This is a genomic window from Sulfuricurvum sp. (assembly GCF_028713855.1).
In the GTDB taxonomy this organism is placed as follows: Bacteria; Campylobacterota; Campylobacteria; order Campylobacterales; family Sulfurimonadaceae; genus Sulfuricurvum.
Map to the genome: position 1 here is coordinate 1 of NZ_JAQTNN010000006.1, position 20,180 is coordinate 20,180.

The 20,180-nt window shown below is 42.3% G+C and carries 25 protein-coding genes and 4 tRNA genes; 1 reads left to right on the forward strand and 28 read right to left on the reverse strand.

Going from position 1 to position 20,180, the window contains the following annotated elements; translation table 11 throughout:
- Positions 1 to 143: 143 nt before the first annotated feature.
- From PHI47_RS06735 to PHI47_RS06770, 8 genes are all read right to left on the reverse strand, one after another.
- Positions 144 to 218: transfer RNA gene (locus PHI47_RS06735), tRNA-Thr, on the reverse strand.
- A 98-nt stretch (positions 219 to 316) separates the two neighbouring features.
- Positions 317 to 393: transfer RNA gene (locus PHI47_RS06740), tRNA-Gly, on the reverse strand.
- Between the two features lie 3 nt (positions 394 to 396).
- Positions 397 to 482, reverse strand: a tRNA-Tyr gene (locus tag PHI47_RS06745).
- A 56-nt stretch (positions 483 to 538) separates the two neighbouring features.
- Positions 539 to 615, reverse strand: a tRNA-Thr gene (locus PHI47_RS06750).
- 66 nt (positions 616 to 681) lie between these two features.
- Positions 682 to 1,419 (reverse strand): peroxide stress protein YaaA, encoded by a 738-nt coding sequence (yaaA, locus tag PHI47_RS06755; protein WP_299935366.1) that lies wholly within the window; start codon positions 1,417 to 1,419, stop codon positions 682 to 684.
- Positions 1,419 to 2,570, reverse strand: coding sequence for a sodium:proton exchanger (locus tag PHI47_RS06760; protein WP_299935369.1), 1,152 nt, complete (start codon positions 2,568 to 2,570; stop codon positions 1,419 to 1,421). Before PHI47_RS06760 ends, yaaA begins: the two co-directional genes overlap by 1 nt.
- Before the next feature lie 79 nt (positions 2,571 to 2,649).
- Positions 2,650 to 3,603 carry a magnesium/cobalt transporter CorA gene (gene corA, locus PHI47_RS06765; protein WP_299935372.1) on the reverse strand — a complete coding sequence of 318 codons (954 nt, stop codon included), beginning with the start codon at positions 3,601 to 3,603 and terminating at the stop codon, positions 2,650 to 2,652.
- Positions 3,596 to 4,486, reverse strand: coding sequence for a radical SAM protein (locus PHI47_RS06770; RefSeq protein ID WP_299935375.1), 891 nt, complete (start codon positions 4,484 to 4,486; stop codon positions 3,596 to 3,598). The genes corA and PHI47_RS06770 overlap by 8 nt, the downstream gene beginning before the upstream one ends.
- A gap of 12 nt (positions 4,487 to 4,498) precedes the next feature.
- Between PHI47_RS06770 and PHI47_RS06775 the strand changes: the two genes are divergently transcribed.
- The gene (locus PHI47_RS06775; RefSeq protein ID WP_299935377.1) at positions 4,499 to 4,822 is read left to right on the forward strand and encodes a thioredoxin family protein; all 324 of its coding nucleotides are present in this window, start codon (positions 4,499 to 4,501) and stop codon (positions 4,820 to 4,822) included.
- On the opposite strand, the gene PHI47_RS06780 is transcribed toward PHI47_RS06775, so the two are convergent.
- From PHI47_RS06780 to rsmI, 20 genes are all read right to left on the reverse strand, one after another.
- On the reverse strand, positions 4,806 to 5,558 hold the full coding sequence (locus tag PHI47_RS06780) for an RNA methyltransferase (RefSeq protein ID WP_299935379.1): 753 nt from the start codon (positions 5,556 to 5,558) through the stop codon (positions 4,806 to 4,808). The two genes, PHI47_RS06775 and PHI47_RS06780, sit on opposite strands and share 17 nt — an antisense overlap.
- Positions 5,558 to 7,474, reverse strand: a complete 1,917-nt coding sequence (gene tkt, locus PHI47_RS06785; protein WP_299935381.1) for a transketolase — start codon at positions 7,472 to 7,474, stop codon at positions 5,558 to 5,560. Before tkt ends, PHI47_RS06780 begins: the two co-directional genes overlap by 1 nt.
- A 3-nt stretch (positions 7,475 to 7,477) precedes the next feature.
- A complete protein-coding gene (locus tag PHI47_RS06790) occupies positions 7,478 to 8,326 on the reverse strand; it encodes a polyprenyl synthetase family protein (RefSeq protein WP_299935383.1) in 849 nt (282 codons plus the stop codon).
- Positions 8,327 to 8,369: 43 nt separating this feature from the next.
- Positions 8,370 to 8,735 (reverse strand): aspartate 1-decarboxylase, encoded by a 366-nt coding sequence (panD, locus tag PHI47_RS06795; protein WP_299935385.1) that lies wholly within the window; start codon positions 8,733 to 8,735, stop codon positions 8,370 to 8,372.
- A gap of 3 nt (positions 8,736 to 8,738) precedes the next feature.
- On the reverse strand, positions 8,739 to 9,113 hold the full coding sequence (locus tag PHI47_RS06800; RefSeq protein ID WP_299935386.1) for a (2Fe-2S) ferredoxin domain-containing protein: 375 nt from the start codon (positions 9,111 to 9,113) through the stop codon (positions 8,739 to 8,741).
- Between the two features lie 106 nt (positions 9,114 to 9,219).
- Entirely contained in the window at positions 9,220 to 10,515 is a 1,296-nt protein-coding gene (locus PHI47_RS06805) for a UDP-N-acetylmuramoyl-L-alanyl-D-glutamate--2,6-diaminopimelate ligase (RefSeq protein ID WP_299935387.1), read from the reverse strand.
- Positions 10,505 to 11,098, reverse strand: coding sequence for a hypothetical protein (locus PHI47_RS06810; RefSeq protein WP_299935388.1), 594 nt, complete (start codon positions 11,096 to 11,098; stop codon positions 10,505 to 10,507). Before PHI47_RS06810 ends, PHI47_RS06805 begins: the two co-directional genes overlap by 11 nt.
- A 48-nt stretch (positions 11,099 to 11,146) precedes the next feature.
- Entirely contained in the window at positions 11,147 to 11,422 is a 276-nt protein-coding gene (locus PHI47_RS06815) for a NifU family protein (RefSeq protein WP_299935390.1), read from the reverse strand.
- A 128-nt stretch (positions 11,423 to 11,550) separates the two neighbouring features.
- Complete coding sequence (gene rplQ, locus PHI47_RS06820; protein WP_299935391.1) at positions 11,551 to 11,901, reverse strand: 50S ribosomal protein L17; 351 nt, start codon at positions 11,899 to 11,901, stop codon at positions 11,551 to 11,553.
- Positions 11,902 to 11,928: 27 nt separating this feature from the next.
- Positions 11,929 to 12,921, reverse strand: a complete 993-nt coding sequence (locus PHI47_RS06825; protein WP_299935392.1) for a DNA-directed RNA polymerase subunit alpha — start codon at positions 12,919 to 12,921, stop codon at positions 11,929 to 11,931.
- A 23-nt stretch (positions 12,922 to 12,944) separates the two neighbouring features.
- Positions 12,945 to 13,571: a 30S ribosomal protein S4 gene (gene rpsD / locus PHI47_RS06830; RefSeq protein WP_299935393.1), complete on the reverse strand. Its 627-nt coding sequence runs from the start codon at positions 13,569 to 13,571 to the stop codon at positions 12,945 to 12,947.
- An 11-nt stretch (positions 13,572 to 13,582) separates the two neighbouring features.
- Positions 13,583 to 13,975 (reverse strand): 30S ribosomal protein S11, encoded by a 393-nt coding sequence (gene rpsK / locus PHI47_RS06835; RefSeq protein WP_015654589.1) that lies wholly within the window; start codon positions 13,973 to 13,975, stop codon positions 13,583 to 13,585.
- 11 nt (positions 13,976 to 13,986) lie between these two features.
- Entirely contained in the window at positions 13,987 to 14,358 is a 372-nt protein-coding gene (rpsM, locus tag PHI47_RS06840) for a 30S ribosomal protein S13 (RefSeq protein WP_299935394.1), read from the reverse strand.
- A 2-nt stretch (positions 14,359 to 14,360) separates the two neighbouring features.
- Positions 14,361 to 14,474: a 50S ribosomal protein L36 gene (gene rpmJ / locus PHI47_RS06845; RefSeq protein WP_015654591.1), complete on the reverse strand. Its 114-nt coding sequence runs from the start codon at positions 14,472 to 14,474 to the stop codon at positions 14,361 to 14,363.
- Positions 14,475 to 14,670: 196 nt separating this feature from the next.
- Positions 14,671 to 15,930, reverse strand: a complete 1,260-nt coding sequence (locus PHI47_RS06850; RefSeq protein ID WP_299935396.1) for a homoserine dehydrogenase — start codon at positions 15,928 to 15,930, stop codon at positions 14,671 to 14,673.
- On the reverse strand, positions 15,927 to 17,150 hold the full coding sequence (locus PHI47_RS06855; RefSeq protein WP_299935398.1) for an LL-diaminopimelate aminotransferase: 1,224 nt from the start codon (positions 17,148 to 17,150) through the stop codon (positions 15,927 to 15,929). The genes PHI47_RS06850 and PHI47_RS06855 overlap by 4 nt, the downstream gene beginning before the upstream one ends.
- 72 nt (positions 17,151 to 17,222) lie before the next feature.
- Complete coding sequence (locus PHI47_RS06860; protein ID WP_299935400.1) at positions 17,223 to 17,852, reverse strand: hypothetical protein; 630 nt, start codon at positions 17,850 to 17,852, stop codon at positions 17,223 to 17,225.
- A gap of 10 nt (positions 17,853 to 17,862) precedes the next feature.
- A complete protein-coding gene (locus tag PHI47_RS06865; RefSeq protein ID WP_299935401.1) occupies positions 17,863 to 18,669 on the reverse strand; it encodes a hypothetical protein in 807 nt (268 codons plus the stop codon).
- Positions 18,666 to 19,343 carry a 23S rRNA (guanosine(2251)-2'-O)-methyltransferase RlmB gene (gene rlmB, locus PHI47_RS06870; RefSeq protein WP_299935403.1) on the reverse strand — a complete coding sequence of 226 codons (678 nt, stop codon included), beginning with the start codon at positions 19,341 to 19,343 and terminating at the stop codon, positions 18,666 to 18,668. Before rlmB ends, PHI47_RS06865 begins: the two co-directional genes overlap by 4 nt.
- A 14-nt stretch (positions 19,344 to 19,357) precedes the next feature.
- Positions 19,358 to 20,167 (reverse strand): 16S rRNA (cytidine(1402)-2'-O)-methyltransferase, encoded by an 810-nt coding sequence (gene rsmI / locus PHI47_RS06875; RefSeq protein ID WP_299935405.1) that lies wholly within the window; start codon positions 20,165 to 20,167, stop codon positions 19,358 to 19,360.
- Between the last annotated feature and the right edge of the window lie 13 nt (positions 20,168 to 20,180).

The following is a 20,180-nucleotide window of genomic DNA, read 5'->3' on the forward strand; positions in this document are numbered from 1 at the left end:
CCGATGTTACAATGTGGTTTTGTACGTTCAAATTTCTCTTTTGCCATAGTGTCCTCCGACTGAATGTGTAAATTAATTTGGAATTATACCAAAAAACAGCTGAAATAGCTTTCAAGCTTTCAAAAAAATTACAATATTATTACTGGAGCTCACGAGCGGATTTGAACCGCCGACCTCTTCCTTACCAAGGAAGTGCTCTACCCCTGAGCCACGTGAGCATAAAATAATGATAAAATGTATTTTGGAAGCTTAAAAACTATTTTACGTTTTAAGGTAATGATGAAGTAAATATTGCGAATTGTACTTCAGCTCCCAGTGGAGCGGGAAACGAGACTCGAACTCGCGACATTCAGCTTGGAAGGCTGACGCTCTAGCCAACTGAGCTATTCCCGCAGATGGTGGTGAGAGAAGGATTCGAACCTTCGAAGATAAAAATCAGCAGATTTACAGTCTGCCCTCGTTGGCCACTTGAGTATCTCACCACGGCCATAATCTGGTCTAACACTGATAAATGTAATGCGTTTCCGATTTCATTCAATGGTGCCGGCACGAGGATTTGAACCCCGGGCCTATTGATTACAAATCAATTGCTCTAGCCAACTGAGCTATGCCGGCATTGGTGAAATGGAGCCGAAATTATATACACTCTTTTCTAAAAAGTCAAGCCTATTTGAAAGAAAATCAAACAATCGAATAAACGACCTCTTTTTTCTTTTTCGTCTCTATGATTTCGCGTACAACTAAACCCTCGATATTCATTGCCAATAACCCGTTTATCGTCGATATTTGATGCTTTGCCGCTTCACGCAGTACGATTCCCCGATATGCCTTCGCCCAATGGCTTATGACTTTTCCCTCTTTGAGAAATTTGAGAGTGACACTCGGTTTACTCGGTGAATAGAACTTATCGTAAAACCCTGCGCGTAGATCAAGTATCTCCTGATCACCGATCATTTCATCCAATGCAGAGCTAAAATGCTCTTTATAATGTTTCTCGGGTATAAAAGCTCCAATCGAAGAGCCTTGTTTGAGTTTATAGTCGGGCAGTGCATCATCCGCACGGATTGGACCAAAAAGATTAGAAAAGAGTATTGTCATACTATCGATATAGCGCTGTGCATCTGTAGAGAGTGCTGAATAATTCAAATAATCATACGCTACTCCGTCATAACGCTCGATCGCTTTCATAGTCGGAACGGATGCGAATGAGCTTCTATAACGTTGATGTTCTTTGGGATCTTTGATTCCGAATAGCGCATAGAGCTGTTCGTCACTTCCGCTTTTCGTAAGATTTTCATACTGCTCAATCACTTCGAGCCGTTTTGAATAAAGATCCGGGAACATAAGGCTTTCTTGATTGAGCGGAGGGAGAACTCCCCCCTCCCGTTTTCCTTCACTCGGTGAAAAAAGGATAATCATCAGTAATAGGCGGCGATAATAGCGTAGCTGAGAAAGAACATCATATGTGATGCCCCTTCAAAATAGTTCGTCTCACCCTCATCGGTCGTTTTCCAAACTAATAAAATAGTTAGTAGTAATGCCCCGATTTGAAGCGGATTAAAATCAAGTGTGAGATTTATTCCGGAGAAGTATGCCAACATCATCAAAATCGGTACGGTAAGTATAATCGAAACTGTTGAGGCCCCCATAGCGATGTTAACAACGCGCTGAATCTGATCGTTCCGCGCCGCACGCACTGCCGTAAATATCTCTGGACTCACACTGATAATCGCGATAACCAATCCGGCAAGACCGGCTGATATCCCATATTCCCGTGCAAGAACAACCCCATTTCCAGCAAAAAGTTCCGCACCGAAGGCAATAACGGCAATAAAGCCAAATATGGCAATGAAGTTAATCGGGGTACTCAGATGCTCAAAAACATAATCACTTGAATCACTTTCATCAATTTCTGCGTCTTCCTCTTCTTGAAGTTTTCGTTTTAGACGAAAAAAGCGGCTTCGAGCCGTCGCTTTGAAAAAGTGAGTATGCGTACGGGTCTGGAAAATAAAAATGATGATATAAAAAAGGAGCAGTACCCCTGCGATTAAATGACTTACATGAGTTAGTGATTCAGTTCCGTGTTCGGTATGACTAAGAAGTCCCGGAACCAAAAGGGCACTGGAGGCAACAAACAAAACGGTGGTATAAGCACTCGATGTTTCTTTATTATGCTGTTGCTGGGTAAATGCTAGTCCCCCCAAAAAAACCGCAAGACCTAAAAGTACATTCAAGTCAACGATGACTGCAGAAATGATTCCCCCTTTGACCGTCTCTAACACATCAGGAGAGTGACGTACCTCCAATAAGATAACGTATAGGAGAATAATCTCAACAGCAACCGCACTGAAAGTTAGGACAAAACTGCCATAAGGTTCATGAAGACGCTCAGAGAGGATATCGGCCACTTCGGCAACCGTTAAAGAAAGTGCTGCAATCCCGATTGCGGCAAAGAGTGTTGAAAGTGAACCTTCGTGCTGTGCATTAAACATAAAAGCAAGTGCAATTGATGCAAAGCCGATAAAAATATCCCAATAATCTTCGATAAAGTAGCGTATCCGCCTGTCCAAAATTCAATCCTTTATAATTTAGCTATGAATAGCTTTTAATAAAATAGTACCACATTTTATCCGATTAATGGAGGGATGGTTAAATCCACCCTTTTCGTTTGAAAATATAAACCGGCAAAATCGATGAAGTAATCATCATTGCGATAGAGAGCAGATACCCGTATTCCCAATGCAACTCAGGCAATAGATCAAAGTTCATTCCATAAATACTTGCAATCAAGGTGGGAGGGAGAAATACGACATTTACGATTGTAAACATCTTGATTACTTTATTTTGTTCAATACTCAAAACACCGACGAAGATATTTTGAAGATAATCAAGCCGCTCAAAATTAAAATCGGTATAGTCAATCAACGACTTAATATCTTTAAGCATAACGGTAACATCATGTTTGAGAGAGTGCTTATATTTACTTGACTTTAAAAATGCACTCAGAATACGCTGTTTATCGTTGAGATTCTCCCGTATTTGCATATTCAAATCTTCTAACGACGAAATACGTTCCAATATCTCTTCGTCTTCATTCGTATAATCGGTCAAGACATGTTTGCGGACACGGGTAATGTCTTTTGATAGTTTTTCAATGATATCGGCATCGGCATCGATCCGAATATCCAAAATCTGGCAAAAAATATCATACCCTGTCTCAAACTGTTTCGGAGTCGCAAAAAACTTCCGATTAAATTCATCAAACGTATAGAGCGTTGTATAACGGATCGAAATTAAAAGATCCCGATAGAGGATAAACGATACGGTTTCATTGTGCGAATGGGGCGCGGAAGTCACCAAAAAGTAGCTGTTTATTTCAATACGATCGTTCTCTTCCCAATAACGCGAACTGATTTCAATCTCTTCCGTCTCTTGTTTGGTCGGAAATTTAATATTGAACGTATTCTCGATAAAAATAATCTCATCATACGTCGGCATCAGCATATCGATCCAGATGACTTTATCGATCACCTCTCCATCAAGCTCTGACATCGTATCGATAAACGCGATTGCGTTTTCATTGCGGACGTAACATTTAATCATTGGGGTGTCCTTTCCTAAATCGCTCTTTGTAACTGCATTTTTGACACAGCTCCTCGCTGCATTGCCCATTGGCAAAACCCTCTTTTATTGCAAGAGAGCGTTTCGATGTCAGAATTTTACCCAAATTTGTCGCATGAAGGTTACCGAGATCAATAATCCCTTCTCCATCCAAACAACACGGTACGACTCGACCGTCTGCTAAAATAGCAATTTGTTTGCTCAAACCGTGACAATACCCCTCACTATTGAGCATCGTGTTATTTAAACTTGGCCACTCAAAATAGTGATCAAAATGGAGCAATATTTTGGAAGCAAGTCGGATTGATTGACGGTCACCGCTGATATGAGACATAATCGTTCCTCCCTCAAGGGCGAAGTGGCCTTCCAAAAGAGCAAAAAGTTTTTTATTAAACTCTTTTTCACTCCCTTGTTCATCCAAATTCCAAAGTCGTAAATTGATAAAAAAATCGCTTTGTGTTGAGAGTTTTTCATCACACAACGCTAAAATCGGTTCCATATAAGATTCGAAGGCTCTGGAAACACTATTTTTATTAAAACTGTTCAATGAAATATTCACCTGTCGGATTGAGGGGTGAAAAAGTGCTTCACGCCGTAATGGGTCCAAATAAAATCCACTAGTGGTTATCATCACTTTAAAATTTAATTTTTGAGCAATGTCTAAATAATCTCTCAAATTTGACAATACCATCGGATCACCCATTACATGCAGTGCGATCTCATCAGTGTAAGGACGAAGTTCCTCTAAAACCGTTGCAAAAAAGGATAGTTCCATCGACACAGTCGGTTGATTTTTTGGTGGACAAAATGTACATGACAAGCCACATACATTCGTTACTTCAACATAGGCACGGAAAAACTTCACTATAATTCCTTTATGCAAACTCTAGAAACGATCAATCAAACATTACATTCTAACGATGCAGTAATGCTCTATTTTAGCGCGCCGACCTGCAATGTATGTCATGCACTCAAGCCCAAACTCACCGAAGCTATTATGGACGAATTCCCAACCTTTGTTATTGAGAGCATTGATATCTCTGAAACTCCTGAAATCGCATCCCATTTTACCGTTTTTACCATTCCGACGGTACTTATCTTTTTTCAGGGGAGAGAGTTTTTACGAAAAAGCCGACACATGAGCGTCGGTGAAGTGGTCGAAGATATCCGACGACCGTATAACCTTATGGTAGAAAACTAACAATCCCTGCCGTCACGGCGACATTGAGCGATTCCACTCCTCGATGCATTTCTATGGATACACTGTGAGTCGAAGCGCGCATCACGGCATCGCTTACCCCCTCAGATTCATTCCCCAGTACAAAAATAGCGCGAGACGGAATCTTCAGCGTATGAATATCTTCTTTTGCGTGCGAAGAAAGAGTGATGATCGCCGTATCTCTTAATCCTAATATATCAGACAAATCTTCACAATAATAGATGGGGATTTTAAACAGGGTTCCCGCAGACGCTTTCATCACCAAGGGTGAAAGTTTAGTGCTGTTGCGACGCGGCAAAATAATTCCGTCGATTTTACTCGCAGCGGCGGATCGGACAATCATCCCCAAATTTTGGGGGTTATTGATCCCATCAAGGGCTAAAAGACGAAAGGCACTCGGCAAATCGGTTTCAATATTGGAAGCACTGCGGTAATTACGTGATACTACATCGATCGCAACACCCTGATCCTGAGCACTATTTTTCGAAATGCGTGACAAAGATTCTTTGGTATGATATTTGATCTCCACACCGCGCATCTCTGCCAAGGCCATGATTTCTTCGATCGTATCATCGGTTCGGTTGCTTTTAGAGAGGTGAAGCTTATGAATCTGCACTTCATCATCCCGCAATACTTCAACCGCAACATTACGACCGTAAAGGGTAATCAGCGAATCAAAAAAGCGCTTTTTCTCTAAATATTCAGCAGAATCTTGCATTAAATTTTAGATGCGATTGCTTCCGCAGTGAATCCAAATTTTTCAAACAATTTATCCGCCGGAGCACTGGCACCAAATCCATCCATAGCAACAACCGTATCGGCAAATCGATACCATTCCAATCCTCGAGCTGCTTCAATTGCAAGACGCTTGGTTCCCGGTTTGATAATCGAATCGATATAACTTTGAGGCTGTTCCAACAACAAATCAAAACACGGAACACTCACAATATTGGCCGTAATGCCGCGCGATAAGAGAAGCTCAGCACTTTCAATTGCCAAGCCGACCTCCGAACCGGAAGCCATAATCGTTACGGTCGCATCAGAGTGCTCTATCAGTAAGTAACCGCCATTTTCAACATCACCGCGAACTGCAGCAGGCAGCAACGGAAGATTTTGACGAGAACATACAAAGGCTGAAGGAGAATGTTTCATCGCAAGAGCTTTTTGCCAACATTTGACATTTTCCGCTCCATCCGCCGGACGGTAAACATAGAAATTCGGCAATGCTCTGAATTGGCTTAAATGCTCGATCGGTTGATGGGTAGGTCCGTCTTCTCCGACACCGATACTGTCATGCGTCCAAATAAAGAAGTGTTGGATACCGCTCAACGCTGCAATACGTGCAGATGGTTTGAGGTAATCGCTGAAGACAAAGAACGTCGCACTAAATGGCATAATCGGTCCATATAATGCCATCGCATTAGTAATGGATGCCATTGCATGCTCACGAATACCAAAATGGATATTCTTCCCTTTAGGGAAATCGCCCATATTGACAAGTTCCGTTTTATTCGACGGACCTAGGTCGGCAGAGCCGCCCAAAAATCCTGGAATCGCTTTGGCAATTGCGTTCAAAATAATTCCGTTGGTGTTACGAGTCGCATCTGCCTTCTCGAATATCGGCCATATAATGCGGCTAAAATCTGGATTGAGAAGTTGCTCAAACGCTTCGTTTTGCTCAGAAAGAGGAAGTTCTTTAAGACGGTGATTCCATTCACGCTCTGCCAAGTCCCCTTTCTCAATTGCGCATCGGAAACGTTCCAATACATCCGCATCAACTGCAAAAGTTGCTTCAGGATCAAACCCCGCCGCAGTTTTTGACTCTTTAATGACATCATGTCCCAACGGTGCTCCGTGAGCATGGTGCGTTCCTTCCATTTTACCGCCCCCTTTGGCGATTACGGTATTCGCAATGATGAGTACAGGACGCTTGATGGTTTTAGCCTGAGTCAGTGCACTATCAATCTCTTCAAAATTATGGCCATCGATTTCCAACACCGCCCAGTTTTGAGATTCGAAGCGTTCGCGCATATTCTCGCTGAGACTCAGTTGCGTTGAACCCTCGATAGTGATGCAGTTTGAATCGTAAATCAGCACCAGATTATCCAGTCCCATATGTCCAGCGATCGAGCAGGCTTCATAACTGATTCCCTCTTCGAGATCCCCGTCACCGCACAGGCAGTAAACCTTATGATCGATCAATTCTGCCGTCTCAGAGTTCACCTTGTTTCCGACGTATGATGAAGCCATTGCAAAACCGACCGCATTGGCAATCCCTTGCCCCAAGGGTCCTGTCGTGATCTCAATCCCTGCCGTATGACCGTACTCAGGATGCCCCGGTGTTTTGGAATCGAGTTGACGAAAGTTTTTAAGATCATCTATTTCCAATCCGTATCCCCATAGATAATAGAGCGAATAGATCAGACCTGTTCCGTGTCCGCCTGAGAACACTAAACGGTCACGATTAAGCCACTTAGGATTTTTTGGATTGTGATTGAGATACTCAGAAAGAACTACTGCAATATCTGCCAATCCCATCGGTGCGCCTGGATGACCTGAGTTTGCCTGTTGAACCATATCTGCCGCTAAAAAGCGGATTGTGTCTGCCATTTTTTGGCGCATTGTATTGCTCATTGTTTAGTCCTTATGTCGGTTAATGTAATGGGTAAGTGTTGGTGACAATTCGCGTTGCAAGTTCTCATCAAAACTCTCCATCCCTTTGGTTATTTTATCGGCCAAAAGATCAGCTTCACTCATTGCCGTATCAAATCCAAGCAGAGTTACGAAACTATTTTTAGCTTCATCATTATGGGTTGTTTTACCCGCTTTTGCCTCATCGTGCGTAACATCAAGAATATCGTCTTGAATTTGGAACAATAATCCCAAATCAATCCCGAAATCATAAAGCTCGTTTGCAATATCATCGCGCCCGACGATAATGGCCCCCATCTGAAGCGATGCAGCAATCAATTTTCCTGTTTTATGAATATGAAGTATTTTTACTTGTTCTAGCTCTAAACGCTGATTTTCAAAATGACAATCAATCGCCTGACCCAAAACCATACCGTTTACCCCGCCGTTGTGTGCAAGTGAACGAACCAATTTAACAATCACACGATCCGATAACGGTGCGTTAGAAAGGACTTCAAACGCATAAGTGTTCAATGCATCACCGGCTAAAATGGCACTCACTTCGTCGTATGTTTTGTGAAGAGTTGGGATACCTCGACGCAAATCGGCATTATCCATTGCAGGTAGATCATCGTGAATTAAAGAGTAAGTGTGAAGTAATTCAACCGCTAATGCAACATGATAGGCGCTTTGAGTTAAAAGAGGATTATACGCTCGAACAACTCCGAGAAGAAGTGCCGGACGGAACCGTTTTCCACCACCGGTAAGCATTTGATGTAACGATAATTCATAATGGGGGTGAAAGCTCTCTACAGTTGGAAGGTGTGACCCCAAAAACGCTTCAAACTGTTCCATGAATATCCCACTATTTTTTAGTGAAATAGTACCACGACAGAGCTTATATCTTCTCGATTATTTCAGTAATACTGTTTTCATCATCAACCAAAACAACGGTCGGTTTATAATGTTCAAGTTCGGCATCATTATAGGTGGCATACGCAACAATAATGATTTTATCACCTTTATGCACTTTACGTGCTGCAGCTCCGTTAAGACAAATATCACGCTGACCACGCTCACCGAGAATAATATAGGTAGAGAACCGCTCACCGTTATTGATGTTGAGAATCTCCACTTTTTGGCCCACACGCATTTTAGAGGCTTCAAGAAGTTCTTCATCAATGGTGATGGAACCGACGTAATTGAGATTAGCGTCGGTGACCGTAGCACGGTGAATTTTACTGTAAAGCATTTCGATCAACATTGATCAGCGCCCCATCTGCTTCATCATGTCAGCAGGGCTGATCGGTGCATCCCATAAATCAGAAGGGATAACATATTCTTCCACCACTTCGCCGCCGATAATATGACGATCAATAATTTCATTGATTTTTTCTTTAGTAAGTCCCGCGTACATAACATGACCCGGTTCGACCAACATAATCGGTCCGACATTACAACGATTCATACATGAAGTGCGGATCGGTTGTACGGTTGCAATAAGACCTTTTTGCATTAATACTTGAGCCAAATGTTGGAACAAATCCTGAGTCTGCGGATTCACACAACTCGGTTTTGGCATGCCCGGGGGGGAACTTTGCTCACATTTGAAAATATAAAACGCTGGTTGAGGGATACCCATCTACTACTTCCTTGAAATCAGTGTGCTATGGACACCGCAAATTAATAACGGTATTATAGCCAAATCCTACTAGTGCATATTAAGCTCTAGTAAACAACTTATCGGTTTAAAGCTCTTTTAACAACTCTTTTGCCACAACGCGATCATCAAAGGGAAGATGCTGATCGTAAATAATCTGTGATGTCTCATCCCCTTTACCCAAAATCAATACCACTTCATCACCACTTCGTTCTTGAAGTGCCTGAGCAATTGCATTACGGCGATTGACATCTACAAATACATTGCTTTTATCTTCAATCCCTGCCAAAATATCTTCGATGATAAGATCAGGGTCTTCAAACCGTGGGTTATCGCTGGTAACATAAAGTTTTTTAGCATAGGTACTGGCAACTCGTCCCATCAACGGGCGTTTAGATCGATCACGATCACCACCAGCACCGAAAACGACAAGCACCTCTTTTTCTTTGAGGGCATTAAGTACCTGTTCCATTCCATCGGGGGTATGGGCAAAATCGACGATAACGAGAGGTGACTCGCTCACTACTTCCATACGACCGCTAACACCGCCAAAATTTTCAACCGCATCCGCAATTTTTTCCAAACTTTCATTCGTAACTAAATGAACAGCAGCCATTGCCGCAGTGATATTGTAGAGATTAAAAAAACCGTGAAGTGACGTGACAAACGGGACATGATCTTCGAAATGTTTCAACACACCGCTTACCCCGTTATTGAGCGAATACGCAATAATCTTGTAAGTAGCAGGATTTTCAACTCCATACGTATAAGCATTTTTAAAATTGAACTGAGCTTTAGGTTCATCTCTATTAACCAGTTTTTTTATCTCATCTTGGAAAAAGAGATTTTTAATTCGCGTATACTCTTCAATACTCTCATGATAATCAAGATGATCTTGAGTAATATTGGTCAAAATTTTTAATCCGAACGTAATCCCGGCAATCCGTTCCTGCTCAATCGCATGCGAACTCACTTCCATGATGAAATACTCACATCCCTGCGCTATCGCTTGAGCCATATGACGATATGTATTGAGTACGGTAGGTGTCGTCAGTGTTTTCCCCTCTACCGGTGCATCATTCATAAAAAATCCGCGCGTCCCCTGCATCGCCGTTTTATGCCCCAAATCAAGTAAAATGGAATATATAGCACTCGCCGTAGTCGTTTTACCGTTTGTACCGGTGATACCGATAACACAAATGCGATCAAGTCCAAAAAGTTTCCAGCACTCATCCGGAGTCACAATCGAATGAGCTCCGTGCGCATGGGCATCCTCTATGTATTTCTCATTTTGTTTCGTCAATAAAAAAGCACACTCAGCACTGCACTCACTGGAATTTTCACTGATATAACGGTACGGCTGAGCTTCAATCTCAATTTTCAATGCTTTTTCCTTTGGCTAAACGGCGTAACAAATTACGAAGCTGTCGATCATTCGGATAAACACCCAGTGCACTTTCCAAATAACTCAGAGCCATCTCATTGTAGCCATGATCAATCAAATTATCCAGAAAGTCAACGAAATCCTCTTTTTCAGTAATAATAACACGAGTTGAAAACATTATATTTTCAAAGATTCGGTTAAAATCATTTTCATCTTTGACCAACTCTTTAAATTCAGTATACATAATACCGTCTTCATAAGCCAAACGCTGTTTAATGGTTTCATCAAATAAACCTGATAGCTGGTCAAGGGTTCCGTCCATAGTCTCCAAAATTTCAGAGATAACAACATCTGCTTGCTCTACATCTTCATTGCGTAAGATTGTGTAGTAATCAAATAACGCCTCTCCGGCGCTTTCACCGCTCATTGCCATATCTGACAAAATGGCGCCGTTATAAGCCTCTTTCGAATCCGGATGATCCTTTAGCGCCAATGAATAATCACGCAATGCTTCATTGTATTGACCCGCCAAAAAATGTTCATTTGCTTGATTGAGGGTTTTTGATAAATTAATTGTTTTCATAGTTGTCCCTCCTATGTGTTTACCTAATATCGGCTCAATTTTCTTGAATTATAATGCATCGATTTGATGTTCCATGCCGTGAGGCACGTTTATAACAGTCAACTCCGGATGAATATCCATACGTAACTGGCGTTCAACGCCGTATTTCAATGTATTTCCGCTGCTTGAACATCCAATACATGCACCTTGTAGTTGTACATAAATCGTTCCATTCTTAACGGTTAGGAATACAATATCACCACCATCTAATGCTAAACTTGGGCGAATTTTATCAATGACGTTTCGAACCGGTTGCATCAGTTCTTCATCGCTAAATGGAATCATAGTTATTGTACCTTTTAAAGCTCAAATATCGTGTAATAATATAAAAAATGGGCTAAACATGCACTAATGCGAAAAGGATAGTTTTAGAGCGAAGCTCGATTTAAGGGGGTGATGGGTTATTGAACTCGTTAAACGAGTTCAATGTATGCCATCGGTGTAGCATCACCGCGGCGGATACGAGTTTTAACGATACGGGTATACCCGCCGTTACGCTCGTTGTATTTAGGGGCAACTTCGTTGATAAGTTGCTTAGTTGCTTCTTTATTTTGTAATACAGCAAACACTGAACGGTGTGCATTCGCATCACCGACACGTGCAGTTGTAATCAATTTTTCGGCAAATGAACGAAGTTCTTTTGCTTTAATCAACGTTGTTTCAATTTTACCGTGTTCAATCAACGCAATGCTAAGGTTAGTCAACAAAGCTTCACGATGTGCGCTCGTTCGACCTAGCTTGCGGTATCCGTGACGATGTCTCATGAGATACTTCCTATATTGTATTAAAGCTTATTCAGCTTCGATTTTCTTTTTGATTGCGCTGATGAGATCATCCGCGATATCTTGTCCAACAGAATAACCGTATTCAGTGATTTTTTCTAAAATCTCTTCAAACGATTTTTTTCCAAGGTTTTTAACTTCTTTCAAATCATTTTGGCTCATCATAACGATTTCACCAATGTATTTGATGTTTGAACGATCCAAACAATTGAAACTACGCGCACTTAGACCAAGGTCTTCGATGCGAGCACCCAAACGTTTGAGTTCTGGATGCTCGTCGCCGCGTTCAGTTGCTGCTGGAGCTTTGATACTCACTTCGCTGTTGAAAACAGCCATTTGAGCGTACATAACTTCCAAAGCGTTTTTAAACGCATCGACCGGTGAAATTTGTCCGTCAGTAAGAATGTTAATAACCACTTTTTCAAAATTAGGGTTATCTTCAACAAGGACGTTTTCGATAGCATACGTAGCACGGCGAACCGGCGTAAAATAAGCATCAAGAGCGATGTAACCATCACTTAATACGTCCCGTACATCTTCACTCGGTGCATAACCGATACCCTGATGAATTTTTACGGTGAAAGTTAACGTCGCATCTTCATTCAACGTTGCCAAAAATGAATTTGGCGTTACCACTTCAACATCGTCATTATCCAAATCACGTCCATGAATTTCACAAGGGCCTGCGAAACTGTAAGTGATCTCTTTCTCTTTGAGTCCGTTTTTCAATTTGAAACGAACCCCTTTGAGGTTAATGATAAAATCCGAAATGTCTTCAAGCATACCGCGCACAGAGTCAAATTCATGCTTAGCACCCTCAATTTTAATACCGATCGGTGCGTATCCAACCGAACTGCTTAACAAAAAGCGGCGAAGTGGATGAGCGAGTGAAACCGCAAATCCGGTTTCAAACGGATAAGCAATGATGTTTGCTTCATTCGCGCTGATTTGTTCGACGACAAACTCTTTCGGAAGAAGCGGTGATGTCTTAATTTTTTTCATGCTGAACGCCCTTTCTTTAATGATTATTTCGAGTAAAGCTCGACGATTAGACGTTCTTCAACAGGGATAACAACCTCTTCACGCTCTGGAAGACGTGTGAAAATACCGAACGCTTTTTCTTGATCGATGTCAACCCATGCCGCAAGACCGGTTTGGTTGGTCAACTCAATCGCACGAACGATTTGGTTGTTCTTTTTAGTTTTCTCGTGGATTTCCACTTTTTGACCCGGTTTTACGCGGTAAGATGGAATATCAACACGTTTGCCGTCAACCAATACGTGACCGTGGTTTACCAATTGGCGTGCAAAACGACGAGTCGTTGCAAATCCCATACGGTAAACAACGTTGTCAAGACGTTGCTCAAGAAGCATTACCAAGTTTGTACCGGTATTACCTGTACGACGTTTTGCTTCACCGAACAATGAACGCATTTGTTTTTCGCTCAAACCGTACATGAATTTCGCTTTTTGTTTTTCGCGAAGCTGTGTACCGTATTCAGAAATTTTTGTACGGCGTTGACCGTGTTGTCCTGGTCCGTAAGGACGTTTGTCAAGGGCACTTTTACCTGCAAGACGACGCTCACCTTTTAAACCAAGGCTAACACCGAATCTTCTTTCGATTTTTTCTACGGGTCCTCTATATCTTGCCATTGCTAAACTCCTTAGACTCGTCGGCGCTTAGGCGCACGACATCCATTGTGTGGTAGTGGAGTAACGTCTTTCATGAAAGAAACACGGAGACCTTCAATCGCACCAACACTTTTAACTGCTGTTTCACGGCCAGAACCTGGACCTTGAACTTTAATTCCCACTTCTTTAATTCCGTGGACCATTGCTTTTTCGAGCGCAGATTCTACTGCTTGTTGAGCAGCAAACGGAGTTGACTTTTTAGAACCTTTGAAACCAAGGGCACCAGCCGAACTCCATGCGATCATATTACCCATTTCATCTGTTACCGTTACAAGGGTATTATTGAATGATGCCAAGATATGAACGATACCTCGCGCAATATTCTTTTTTACAATTTTTTTACGGGTTGCTTTTCTTTTTGCCATACTCTAATCCCTTACTTTGTAACTGAGCCGACAGTTTTCTTCTTACCTTTGCGCGTACGTGCATTGGTTTTGGTTTTTTGACCACGGCATGGGAGACCTTTACGATGACGAAGACCACGGTAAGAACCAAGATCCATCAACGCTTTAATATCCATAGCGACTTGTTTACGAAGGTCACCCTCTACAGCGATACCGCTGCTTCGGATCTCTTTAGCAAGCGTTGCCGCTTCATCTTCGCTGAGTTCGAATACACGCTTGTTGTAATCGAGCCCTGTAGCATCCAAAATTTTGCGTGAAGTATGTAAACCGATACCATAGATATAAGTTAATGCATATTCCAAACGTTTTTTCTTAGGTAAGTCCACACCAGCAATACGTGCCATGCTTATCCTTGTCTTTGTTTATGTTTTGGGGTTTTGCAGATTACGCGAACGACCCCTTTGCGCTTGATGATTTTACAATCGTCGCACATTTTCTTCACTGAAGAACGTACTTTCATCGGTAGGCTCCGTTGATTTAAATCACTTGCTTCTCGTAGGTGGAAATTGATCACACCAATACTTGTAACTACGATTAAACGCAGTTATAAACATTCAATTCTATTTGTCCGAGAGGGCAAAGTGGACGCGTATAATACAGTATATAAGGTTAAATTTTTATTAAGGTATGAAATAGAAGTATGATTTGAATTGTGATTACACAATTCGAATCATAAAGGGTTGTTCGAGTACAGCATCCAAGGCTTCAAGATGTTCCATCAACTGATGAATCGCTCTCTCTGTCGCTTCATGGGTTGCAAAAAGCAGGTGGGCACACTCTGTTTCGGAGGGACGCTGAATCACCGCTTCGATTGAAATCGCCTCATTGGCAAAAAGTTGAGTAATCTGTGCCAAAATACCAGGCTTATCCGATACACGGAGACGAAGGTAATATTTTGAACGGATATCGTCTTGATTTTTTAGATGCAAACCTTCTTCGAGCGGATGGTTAAACCCGAGCATCGGTGAGCGTTTGCCGGAGCGAACAATATCGATAATATTTGCGACTACCGCACTGGCCGTTGCATTACCGCCAGCTCCCGGTCCGTAATAGAGTGTTTCGCCGACACGGTCACCGACGACACTGATCCCATTCATAACACCGTCAATTTTTGCAATCATTGCGTCTTCATCAACCAAAGCAGCATGAACACGCAATTCGACTTCATCCCCGTCACGTTTAGCAATCCCTAAGAGCTTAATGGTGTATCCGAACTCTTTGGCAAATGCTATATCATCCGGCGTAATACCCTCGATCCCCTCAATCAAAATCTCTTCAGGTTTGGCATCAATACCATATGCGATAGATGCTAAAATGAGAAGTTTGTGCGCTGCGTCAAATCCGCCGATATCAAATGTCGGATCTGCTTCGGCATATCCAAGAGCCTGTGCTTCTGTTAAAACACTCTCAAAAGAGGCACCTTCGTTCATCATTTTGGTCAGCATGAAATTACACGTACCGTTCATAATCCCCATAATCGAAAGAATATGATTCGCCGATAGTCCGTCACGCAAAGCATTGATAATCGGAATGCCCCCTGCAACACTTGCCTCAAATTCAAACGGAATATCTCCAGCAATCTCTTGAAGTTCATAACGGTGATACGCAAGGAGGGCTTTGTTTGCGGTTACTACCGCTTTACCGTTTTGAAGCGCTTTTTTAACGACGGCAAGCGGAAGCTCAATGCCACCCATTAATTCAACAACAATGTCGATTTCGGGGTCATCGACAATATCATACGGATTTTGTGAAAGGACGATTGAGAGATCGGATGCTTTTTCCAAATTACGAACAACACCGCTTTTAACAATAATATCATCTCCGGAACGTGCCGAGATGATATTTTTATTTTCTCTTAAAATCTCTACAACAGCACGTCCTACCGTTCCGACACCGATAACGCCGACACGTGTCACTCAACACCCTTACAATTCAACGTACTCAAAAACTGCTTGATATTTTTAGCCGCTTGACGGATACGCTTATCATTTTCGATCAATGCAATACGAACATACTCATCACCGTAATCCCCAAAACCGATCCCCGGAGCTACCGCGACATTGGCTTCGACCAACAATCGCTTAGAAAATTCAAGGCTCCCCATATGAATGGCACATTCCGGTATTTTAGCCCATACGAACATCGATGCCTGATTACGGCGCAAAGGCCATCCTGCACGGTTGAATGCATCAATCAACACATCTTGACGATGATCGTATTTATCGGTAATTTCCTGTACACAGGTTTGATCACCGTTGAGCGCAATAGTAGCCGCCACTTGGATCGGGGTGAACATCCCGTAATCCAGCCAGCTTTTGATTTTTTGCAGTGCGCCGATTAATTTAGCGTTTCCGACGAAGAAACCGACACGCCACCCCGCCATATTGTAGCTTTTGGAAAGAGTAAAGCTCTCAACCGCCACATCTTTCGCTCCCGGAACCGACATAATAGATGGAGTTTTGTAACCATCAAATGTCAAATCACCGTACGCAATATCACTGATAATATAGAATCGTTCCCGCTTTGCCATCTCGACGATACGGGTATAAAATTCAGGAGTTACCGTCGCAGTCGTAGGATTGTGGGGGAAATTAACGACTACGTATTTAGGTTTTGGAAACGATACGTGAAACGCTTCTTCCAATCGTTCGAAAAACAAATCTTCATCCACTTTATAATCTTCATCGAAAGGAAGTTTCATTTTTTGAACGTTTCCGCCGGCTAAAATAAAAGCATACGAGTGGATCGGATACGTCGGGTCAGGGACAACTGCCACATCTCCCGGGTTCGTAATAGCATACGCTAAATGGGCGTACCCTTCTTTTGACCCCATTGTCGCAACGGTTTCAGTATCCGGATCGAGATCAACATCGTAACGGCGTTTGTACCAATCACAAATCGCTTGACGAAGTTTTGGGATACCTTTGGAAACCGAATAGCCGTGGGTTTTGGTTTTTTGTGCTGATTCTACCAACTTTTTACGGATATGTTCCGGGGTATCGCCATCAGGGTTTCCCATACTAAAATCGATAACATCGGCTCCGGCACGTCTGCGTGCCATTTTAAGCTCATTTACTTCGGCAAATACATATTTCGGGAGGCGTTTAATCCGGTCAAATTGGATTTCATCAAACATGGCTACAACCTGTGATTAAAAAATTGCGCCATTTTAGCATAAGAGGCTTAGTTTTTATATAATACGCGCGAGTTATCGTCCTGGGCTCATAGACTCAATCCACATCCCCTCTTTAAGCACTTTCATCCCTTGCGCATTGGAGATTTTGAGATAATAGGCACTTGGAGGAAGTTCAGACTGAAACTCGTCTTTGGGTTCCAGTGAACGATATGAAGCTAAAAGATGCATTGAAGCATCCAAAACAGCAATTTCCGGATACCATTTACCAACATAAGGGGGTTGGATTCGGATAGATTGTCCTTCTTCAACACGAAACCACTGCGCGGAGGTCACCCGTTTAAGTTCAGAGCCTTCATCGCTTCCGAGCAAAGGGGCATTCCAGAAAGCATTTTGGGTATTAAGCACCATAATAAGCCCATTTTGATCGACATGGGCGCTGTCTATGCGAATACCCTGTTCTTTGAGATTTTCACCTAAAACAGCCGGTGTAAACGTTTTATTTCCACTTGCAGATCCTTGCAGTTCGCCTGCACCGTTCTCAATTGTAAATGACCTTACATCAAATCTATATCCTATAGCATTAAATGCTTGTGTAATCGTTCTTAGACTCACCGTTGGCTCGCCGGTAAATCCGATTTGCGTATTGATCGATACTCCAAAAAGGATACTCGGAGCCAATAAAAACGGTGTGAAGCGTTTCATGGAATATTCCTTACCAGTTTTTTCCGCCGTTTCGCTCGATAAATTCATCTTTAGTTATTGGTTTCAATGATCCGTTTTCATACACAAATCGAACGGTCTCTTTATCTTTCAACTCAGTTTTCCCCGATGAAGACTCGATTTCCAATCTTCCGTGTCCCATAAAAATCAGCCAATTTTTGGTCGTATCAATAACAATCGGATCGGCAGTAATATTTTGAATTCTTTGTCCGGTTGCCATATCGATCATCCCGTACCAAACTTTATAGGCCGGACGAATAATCAGCCCGTTTCCGGAGACAATAGAATGCGAAGCACTCGGTTTTGTTGTATTTTTCTCATTGTTTACCATTGAAACCGTTGTGTTGGTTTCATTCATGTCTGTCACATTAGTATCTATGGTCACATCATGAACTGCAATTGGCGGTACGGTCAGCTTCATAACCGCTTCATCCGGTTCATTCGACATTTTCCCCTGAGCAATATATCCAGCGATCATTAACATAACGATTAATGCAATTCCAACCATAATCCATTTGGGTTTGGAATTCGAAGAAGATTGCAAAATAACGGATGAGTTAGAGGAAGTTTCAACAATATGATCTTGATAATAGGTAGCGTATTCTTCTCTAATGGTATTCAAATCAATGCCGTATTCACGTTCTAAAATTGATATAAAACCCATAAATTGAACCCGTCCGATCTCACCGTAGGATTTGGTCAAAACCAATTCTACTTTATCTCGGGAGATATGGGTCCGTTCATGAATTTTCTCTGTCCCCAGAGCCTGCAAATCTTCGAACGTGCTACATTGTTTCATCTCATTCTCTCCATTAAAATTGCGCCGGCAACACCGACATTCAAAGAATCAAAATCGTGTGCCATCGGGATCGAAATGCCTACATCTAAGCTCTTTTGAACTCTGCCGCTAAGCCCCTCTCCCTCATTACCCAAAACCAAAGCCCGTTTAGAGGCAAAAGTGGTCTCACGTATATCCTCTCCGTCCATGACGGCTCCGTATATCTGAAATCCGGATTGTTTCAGCTCATGCATAACATCATGAATATTATGGATAATCACCAGTGGCATATCCAGTGCCGCTCCGCTGCTGGTACGGATCATCGGTTCCAGATTCGGTTCTTTAATACCGCTGATAACAATAGCATCAACCCCAAGGGCATAGGCACTTCGAATAAGTGAACCAATGTTTCCCATATCCGTAATTGCACTAAGTATCACGACGAAATCGCATTTTTTCAAAAATGGAGAAGCATATGGGACAATCTGAGAAATCTCTGCAATAAAGCCCTGATGATTTCCCCCCTTTACCATAGACTGTGCCGCTTTTTCAGGGATCCGTTTGATCTCAAAACCCATCTTCATAAGCGCCGAGTACTCTTTTTTATCGAGCTCTTTTGCCAAATAAAGGGTCTTAATACGATCCTTATGACGTTCTAATGCGTAGTAAACCGGTTGTTTTCCATAAATAAGCATACGTTATTTTACCTTTATGTGTTTAAGAGTCGCTGATAGCACTCTTTCGGATTTTCGCCAGTAAGTCGGGCGATCAGTTTTGAGGCGGCTTTTTTTGGGATATCGAGGGAAAGAATATCCTGTTCACTGAGCGATGAGCCTTTGGCTTCAGAAGCTTCAATGACTACAACCCACTCCCCCCGTATCTCTTTTTCCATCTGAGAAATTAACTCTGATGCAACACCTCGATAAAACCGCTGATACCGCTTGGTAAGTTCTTTAGCCAAAAAAACCTGCCGTTGCGGTGCAGCAATAATCAGCTCTGAAAGCAATTTATCGAGACGTTTGGGTGATTCATACAGTATTGTCGTGTATCCGTTAAACAACGCTTCTTGAAGTGCGGAAGATCGGTCATTTCCTTTATGGGGTAAAAACCCGAAAAAAAGCATTTTCGTCTCCACAAATCCACTAGCGACAAAAGCAGTAAGTGCTGCATTTGCACCCGGTAAAATATCGTATGCAATACCCTGATTCAAACAATAGTGTACCAACATCTGTCCTGGATCACTAATCCCCGGCATTCCTGCATCACTCACATAGACCACATTGGAATTAAAAAATTCAGGCGTAAGTTTGGAAATAAATTCAGCCTCATTATGTGAATGAAGACTCAAAAATTGCGGTTCCGTAGTCGTAAGATTATGGCGTTCTTTAAGGAGATGGATCAGCTTTTTGGTAACACGGGTGTCTTCACAAAGGATAATATCGGCAGTGGATAAAACATCGAGAGAACGAAGGGAAATGTCAGAAATATTTCCAATGGGAGTGGGGACGAGGCTTAGCATAAGAGTGCTCGGT

Bases quoted from the DNA above. Each gene is read 5' to 3' on its own strand.
- yaaA (WP_299935366.1), bottom strand. From the start codon at position 1,419: ATGATTATCCTTTTTTCACCGAGTGAAGGAAAACGGGAGGGGGGAGTT.
- corA (WP_299935372.1), bottom strand. From the start codon at position 3,603: ATGATTAAATGTTACGTCCGCAATGAAAACGCAATCGCGTTTATCGAT.
- PHI47_RS06775 (WP_299935377.1), top strand. From the start codon at position 4,499: ATGCAAACTCTAGAAACGATCAATCAAACATTACATTCTAACGATGCA.
- PHI47_RS06780 (WP_299935379.1), bottom strand. From the start codon at position 5,558: ATGCAAGATTCTGCTGAATATTTAGAGAAAAAGCGCTTTTTTGATTCG.
- tkt (WP_299935381.1), bottom strand. From the start codon at position 7,474: ATGAGCAATACAATGCGCCAAAAAATGGCAGACACAATCCGCTTTTTA.
- PHI47_RS06790 (WP_299935383.1), bottom strand. From the start codon at position 8,326: ATGGAACAGTTTGAAGCGTTTTTGGGGTCACACCTTCCAACTGTAGAG.
- panD (WP_299935385.1), bottom strand. From the start codon at position 8,735: ATGTTGATCGAAATGCTTTACAGTAAAATTCACCGTGCTACGGTCACC.
- PHI47_RS06800 (WP_299935386.1), bottom strand. From the start codon at position 9,113: ATGGGTATCCCTCAACCAGCGTTTTATATTTTCAAATGTGAGCAAAGT.
- PHI47_RS06810 (WP_299935388.1), bottom strand. From the start codon at position 11,098: ATGAAAACAATTAATTTATCAAAAACCCTCAATCAAGCAAATGAACAT.
- PHI47_RS06815 (WP_299935390.1), bottom strand. From the start codon at position 11,422: ATGATTCCATTTAGCGATGAAGAACTGATGCAACCGGTTCGAAACGTC.
- rplQ (WP_299935391.1), bottom strand. From the start codon at position 11,901: ATGAGACATCGTCACGGATACCGCAAGCTAGGTCGAACGAGCGCACAT.
- PHI47_RS06825 (WP_299935392.1), bottom strand. From the start codon at position 12,921: ATGAAAAAAATTAAGACATCACCGCTTCTTCCGAAAGAGTTTGTCGTC.
- rpsD (WP_299935393.1), bottom strand. From the start codon at position 13,571: ATGGCAAGATATAGAGGACCCGTAGAAAAAATCGAAAGAAGATTCGGT.
- rpsK (WP_015654589.1), bottom strand. From the start codon at position 13,975: ATGGCAAAAAGAAAAGCAACCCGTAAAAAAATTGTAAAAAAGAATATT.
- rpsM (WP_299935394.1), bottom strand. From the start codon at position 14,358: ATGGCACGTATTGCTGGTGTGGACTTACCTAAGAAAAAACGTTTGGAA.
- rpmJ (WP_015654591.1), bottom strand. From the start codon at position 14,474: ATGAAAGTACGTTCTTCAGTGAAGAAAATGTGCGACGATTGTAAAATC.
- PHI47_RS06855 (WP_299935398.1), bottom strand. From the start codon at position 17,150: ATGTTTGATGAAATCCAATTTGACCGGATTAAACGCCTCCCGAAATAT.
- PHI47_RS06860 (WP_299935400.1), bottom strand. From the start codon at position 17,852: ATGAAACGCTTCACACCGTTTTTATTGGCTCCGAGTATCCTTTTTGGA.
- PHI47_RS06865 (WP_299935401.1), bottom strand. From the start codon at position 18,669: ATGAAACAATGTAGCACGTTCGAAGATTTGCAGGCTCTGGGGACAGAG.
- rlmB (WP_299935403.1), bottom strand. From the start codon at position 19,343: ATGCTTATTTATGGAAAACAACCGGTTTACTACGCATTAGAACGTCAT.
- rsmI (WP_299935405.1), bottom strand. From the start codon at position 20,167: ATGCTAAGCCTCGTCCCCACTCCCATTGGAAATATTTCTGACATTTCC.